The organism is Allofournierella sp., from assembly GCF_048388525.1.
Taxonomy (GTDB): domain Bacteria; phylum Bacillota; class Clostridia; order Oscillospirales; family Ruminococcaceae; genus BQOK01.
The window spans coordinates 54,310-60,311 of the sequence record NZ_DBGCTQ010000098.1; the positions used below are offsets into that span (position 1 = coordinate 54,310).

Sequence of the window (6,002 nt, forward strand, 5' to 3'; positions counted from 1 at the left end):
GGGCGGCCCCGCCCCGCAAAAAAATGCGTGTTTTTAAAAATGCAAACCAGAGTTTACAGATTTACAAAGCAGCCTTTCTGGCGCATTTTGCCCGGCGGTGGGATACTGAAACCAGAAAAGGAGGGCATTCAAATGACATTGGGAGAAACCATTCGCGAGCTGCGCAGGGAAAAGGGCCTTTCGCAGGAGCAGCTGGCCGAGCGCACCGGACTTTCGCGCCAGACCATTTACAAATGGGAGAGCGGCCAGGCTGCGCCGGATCTGGAAAACCTGAAAACGCTGGCCGGGGCGCTGGGCACCACCGTGAGCCACCTTTTGGGCGAAGCGCCGCCCCCCAGCCGGCCGGACCCGCAGGACCCGCTGGACAAGGGCACCCGCATGGTAAAAAAGCACTGGCGCAAGGGCGGGTATGTGCTGATGGCGTACGGCGCCGGGGCGGTGGTGTTCGGCCTGGTGGGCCGGGCCATGTTGGGGGGCTTTTTCCGCGCAAGCGCCCAGGTTCCCGCCGGCTTTTCGCCGCTTGCGGAAGGCGGATCGCCCTTTGGGGCAATGCAGAGCGTGATGCTGCTGGTGCCCACCGTGGTGCTGTTTGCAGGCGCAGCCATGGTGGCCGTTGGCGGGTACCTGGCCTGGAAAGACTGGAAGCTCAACCACAAAAAATAGGGGGGCAGCGCCCCCTTTGCCCGGCGGGAAAAGCCCCGCCGGGCGTTTTTTTTGCAGGCACCGGGGGTTTGAGAAAAAAAGCTTGACTTGGAGCGCACTCCAGGGTGCAGGCTGGAAGCGGGACGAAAACAGGGGCGCTTTGCGCGCCCTCAGGAAAAGGAGAAAACGCAATGGGGAAAAGGATACTGGTCCTGTCGGCCAGCCCGCGCCAGGGCGGCAACTCGGATATTTTGTGCGACGAGTTCATACGGGGTGCCGCCGAGGGGGGCACCGCTGTGAGAAGGTGTTTTTGCGGGATCAAACGATCGGCTACTGCACCGGCTGCGGCGTGTGGGAGAAGGGCGAAGTGAAGGGCACCGCCCACATGCAGGCCGCTTACCGGATGGGAAAAAACGCCTGAAACAGCGCAGGAAACAGCCCGACACAGCGGCCGGGCCCCAAAGAAACCCTGCACGCCGCCCCGGCGGGCCAAAAAGGGCCTGCCGGGGCGGTTTTGCGCAGGTTTAAGGCCATTTTTTGCGCTTTTCTCTTGCCAAAGCGCCCGGCAGTGTATAATATTAAAGTATTATGGATTTTTGCCAGGGGCCCCAGGGGCCCAGGATAGAGGAGGAAGAACAATTATGGCCGATCTACGGCAGGAGATACAGCGCCGGCGCACCTTTGCCATCATCAGCCACCCGGACGCGGGCAAGACCACGCTCACCGAAAAGCTGCTGCTGTACGGCGGGGCGATCCAGCAGGCGGGCAGCGTGAAGGGCAAGCAGAGCGCCCGCCACGCGGTGAGCGACTGGATGGAGATCGAAAAGCAGCGCGGCATTTCGGTGACCAGCTCGGTGCTGCAATTTGAATACGCGGGCAAGTGCGTGAACATTCTGGACACCCCGGGCCACCAGGATTTTTCAGAGGACACCTACCGCACCCTGATGGCCGCCGACTCCGCCGTCATGGTCATCGACGCGGCCAAGGGCGTGGAGGCGCAGACCATTAAGCTGTTCAAGGTGTGCACCCTGCGGCACATCCCCATTTTTACCTTTGTAAACAAGATGGACCGGGAGGCCCGCGACCCCTTTGACCTGATGGAGGAAATCGAAACGGTGCTGGGCATCCGCACCTACCCCATGAACTGGCCCATCGGCTGCGGCAAGGAGTTCAAGGGCGTATTCGACCGGGGCAGCCGCCATATCCTTGCCTTTCAGAGCGACGGCAAGGCCAACGGCGTGAAGATCCTGGACAAGATCGAGGCGGAGCTGGGCGACGCCCGGCTGGACGAGCTGCTGGGCGCGCCCCTGCACGAAAAGCTCACCGAGGACATTGAGCTGCTGGACGGCGCCAGCTACGACTTTGACCTGGACGCCATCGGCTGCGGGGCGCTGAGCCCCGTGTTTTTCGGTTCGGCGCTCACGAATTTTGGGGTGGAGCCCTTTTTAAAGGAATTTTTGCGCCTGGCGCCCCCGCCCCTGCCCCGCGAGAGCCTGGGAGGCCGGGTGGAGCCCACCCAGGAAACCTTTTCGGGGTTTGTTTTCAAGATTCAGGCCAACATGAACAAGGCCCACCGGGACCGGATCGCGTTCATGCGCATCTGTTCGGGCCGCTTTGAGCGCGGCATGGAGGTCACCCACGTACAGGGCGGCAAAAAGATCAAGCTCGCCCAGTCCACCCAGCTGATGGCCCAGGACCGGGCGGTGGTGGATGTGGCCTACGCGGGCGACATCATCGGCCTGTTCGACCCGGGTATCTTTTCCATCGGCGATACCCTGTGCACCGGCAGGGAAAAGATCCAGTATGCGGGCATCCCCACCTTTGCGCCGGAGCATTTTGCCCGTATCACCCAGGTGGACACCATGAAGCGCAAGCAGTTTGTAAAAGGAATGGAGCAGGTGGCCCAGGAGGGCGCCATTCAGATCTTCCGCGAGCTGGGCGCCGGCATGGAGGAAGTGATTGTGGGCGTGGTGGGCGTTTTGCAGTTCGAGGTGCTGGAATACCGCCTGAACAACGAGTACAATGTGGACATCCGCCTGGAAAAGCTGCCTTACGAGCACATCCGCTGGATCGAAAACGAGGACCTGGATCCCAAGACCCTGGACCTGACCAGCGACACCAAGCGCATCGAGGACCTGCGGGGCAACAAGCTGCTGCTGTTCACCTCGCCCTGGGCCATCACCTGGGCCGAGCAGCACAACGCGGGGCTTTTGCTGAGCGAGTTCGGTACCAACGAATAACATGCGGCCCGGGCCATGAAAAAGGCCCGGGCTGTTTTTATAAGATCAGGGCTGTTCGCGGCGGGGCTGCCGTGGTACAATAAGGGCAACATACTGCAAACGAAAGAGGTGTAAAGGCGCGTGGATATCGTTACTTTGCGGGAGCTGCGCTTCCGCCAAAAATATTTGCGGCAGGTGCGCCACATCACGCTGGATCCCAAGGGACCCGGCGTGGTGCGGCTGCACATGGTGCCGCCCAAAACCCTGCTGCGGCGCAAGGTGCCCTATGTGGTGATCCTGAACGGGCACGACGTGCTGCCGCTGAATCTCTCCTGGGCGGTGCTGCTGGCCTGCCTGATGGACTCGCTGGCCCCCTTTGAGGGCAAAGAGGTGGCCGAGGCCGACTGGGGCGCCATTACCGGGCGGGCCGTGGCGGCCGCGCGGCTGGTGTATCCCCGGGTGCGGCGCGAGCGGATGGAGGAGGAGCTTGCCCGGATGCTGCAGAGCTTCACCGCCCTGGCCCAGGGCGAAGAGCCGCCCGAGCCGGTGGGGGTGATGAGCCTGGCCGACTACGCGCCCCAGATGCCCGCGCCCCACCGGATGGACCTGCTGGTGAGCGCCATGCAAAAGGAAGGGCGCTGGAACTGCAACCAAAAGTGCCTGCACTGCTATGCCGCGGGCCAGCCCCAGGGCGAAACCAAGGAACTGACCACCCCCCAGTGGAAGGAGATCCTGGAAAAGCTGCAGAAAGCCGGCGTGCCCCAGGTGACCTTTACCGGGGGCGAACCCACCCTGCGGCCGGATCTTGTGGAGCTGGTGGAAGCGGCCCAGTGGTTTGTGACGAGGCTGAACACCAACGGGCGCCTGCTCACAAAAGAGCTGTGCGCGGCGCTGTATGAGGCCAGCCTGGACAGTGTGCAGATCACCCTGTATTCCGCCGACGAGGCGGTGCACAACGCACTGGTGGGCGCGCCCGGCTTTGCCGACACCGTGGCCGGCATCCGCAACGCGGTGAAGGCGGGCCTTTCGGTGAGCGTGAACACGCCGCTGTGCAGCCTGAACCGGGATTACGCCGCCACCCTGGCGTTTTTGAAAACACTGGGGGTGCGGTATGCCACCTGCTCGGGGCTGATCCCGGCGGGGGGCGCGCTGACCGAGGGCTCGGCGGCCACCCGCCTGGGGGCCGAAGAGCTGGAGCAGGTGCTGCGCGGCGCGGTGGAATATTGCCATGAGAACGGCATGGAGGTGGACTTTACCAGCCCGGGCTGGCTGGCGGAGGAAACGCTGCTGGGCATGGGGCTCAGCTTTGCGCCCACCTGCGGGGCATGCCTTTCCAACATGGCCGTGGCGCCGGACGGCGGGGTGGTGCCCTGCCAGAGCTGGCTGAGCGGCCCGGCGCTGGGCAGCCTGCTGACGGGGGATTGGAAAACGATCTGGAACAGCCCGGCTTGCGCGAGGATCCGGGCCGAGAGCGCAAAGCTGGAGCACACTTGCCAGCTGCGCGGCGGGGAAGGGGGCGGCGCGAAGTGAAAAAGAAGTTTTTTTGCCTGCTGGCGGCGGTCTGCCTGCTGGCCCTGGCGCTGACCCCGGCCGCAGGCGCGGCGGCGTATCTGGACGAGATCGAGAGCTACAGCGTGGCCGTGACCCTGCGGGACGACGGCAGCGCGGACCTTGTGTACGACATCCGCTGGAAGGTGCTGGATTCCAGCAGCGAGGGGCCCCTTGAATGGGCCAAGGTGGGCGTGCCGAACCAGAACATCGACGAGCTCACCGCCCTGTCGGGCAGCATCCGCCGCATCCGCCCCTACGACGAGGGGGGCAGCTACGTGCGGCTGGATCTGGACCGCAGCTATTACGCGGGCGAGACCGTGCAGCTGCAGTTCAGCCTGCATGCCACCCACCTGTACGAGGTGAACGAGGACGGCTCGGTGAACTATGAGTTCACCCCGGGCTGGTTCGACGCGGCCGAGACCGGCGTGCTGGAGCTCACCTGGGCCGCGGGCAATGAAACGGGCGAGTACGGCCTGAGCTATCGGGGCGGCGACCGCTCGGAGCCGGAGGCGGAAACCGTGCCGGGCGGCGCGCACATTGTTTGGCGGGACCTGCCCGCCGGCGCGCGCATGACCCTGACGGCGGACTATGCGGACCAGAGCGGCTTTGCAGCCGCTCCCCTGGACCCGGAGCTGGGGCGCTCTTACGCGCAGGACGGCGGCGGGGAATCGGGCGCGGGCGAGATCCTGTTCGGGCTGCTGTTTACGATATTGATCATCTGGCTGCTGTGCCGCCGTTTTTCGGGCGACTACTGGCTGGGAGGCTTTGGGGGCTGGTTCTGGCCCCACCACCATCACCACGGGCCCGGCCCAGGCCCCGGTCCGGGCGGCCCGGGGGCACCGGGCGGCGGCTTCGGCGGCTTTGGCGGCGGCGCCTCCCGCGGGGCGGGCGCCGGGCGGCGATCCGGCGGCGGCCATTCGGGCGGCTGTGCCTGCGCCTGTGTGTCCTGCGCGTGCGCGTGCGCCTGCGCGGGCGGCGGCCGGGCGGGCTGCAGCGCCAAAGAGTTCCGCGGCGGCGCGGCCATCAACACAAAGGCGGTGCTGGCCGCGCTGGGCGACGGCACAGAGCGGGAGGAAACGACCGATGGGCAGTGATTGGGAAGACCTGATGAGCGGGGTGTTCGGCTCGGGCGGGAAGCTGAACTTTGCCGGCGCCGAGGGCAGGGACCGGGCAAAGCAGGCCCAGGACGCCCTGGCCCAGGCGCAAAAAGAGCTGGAAGCCACCCTGGAACGCCAGAGAAGTGCAAAGACTGCGGCAGACGCGGTGAGCGGCGAGCAGCTGCTGAAAAACAGCGCGGCGCTGGACGAGCAGCTCAAGCGCCAGGCCCGGGAGATCAGCGAGATGGGCCGTGATCTGACCCACAACATGCAGCAGGACGGCCTGCTTTCGCCCCAGGAGGCCCGCAAAACCCAGAAGATCCCCGGCCCCGGCGAGGCACAGGAGCTGTTCCGCCAGGCGGCGGAGGAGGCCGCCGGCCGCATTTTGGGGCAAAAGGAATTTGTGACAAGCCTGCTGGGGGCGTTTCAGCGGCCCTTCGTGATGGGGACCGAGGGCGAGGGGGCGCGCAACGTGATCCTGGTGTGCGGCCCG

Annotated in this window: 4 protein-coding genes and 1 pseudogene; all 5 read left to right on the plus strand. The window is 65.1% G+C overall.

Annotated elements, in window-relative coordinates; genetic code table 11:
• Window positions 1-132 precede the first annotated feature (132 nt).
• A complete protein-coding gene (locus ACMLHZ_RS11835) occupies window positions 133-663 on the plus strand; it encodes a helix-turn-helix domain-containing protein (protein ID WP_418667900.1) in 531 nt (176 codons plus the stop codon).
• Window positions 664-1,283: 620 nt separating this feature from the next.
• On the plus strand, window positions 1,284-2,882 hold the full coding sequence (locus ACMLHZ_RS11840) for a peptide chain release factor 3 (protein WP_418667901.1): 1,599 nt from the start codon (window positions 1,284-1,286) through the stop codon (window positions 2,880-2,882).
• 120 nt (window positions 2,883-3,002) lie between these two features.
• On the plus strand, window positions 3,003-4,391 hold the full coding sequence (locus tag ACMLHZ_RS11845; protein WP_418667902.1) for a radical SAM/SPASM domain-containing protein: 1,389 nt from the start codon (window positions 3,003-3,005) through the stop codon (window positions 4,389-4,391).
• Window positions 4,388-5,506, plus strand: coding sequence for a hypothetical protein (locus ACMLHZ_RS11850; protein WP_418667903.1), 1,119 nt, complete (start codon window positions 4,388-4,390; stop codon window positions 5,504-5,506). The genes ACMLHZ_RS11845 and ACMLHZ_RS11850 overlap by 4 nt, the downstream gene beginning before the upstream one ends.
• Window positions 5,496-6,002, plus strand: a pseudogene (locus ACMLHZ_RS11855) (hypothetical protein); the annotation flags it as partial. The gene ACMLHZ_RS11850 and the pseudogene ACMLHZ_RS11855, both read left to right, overlap by 11 nt.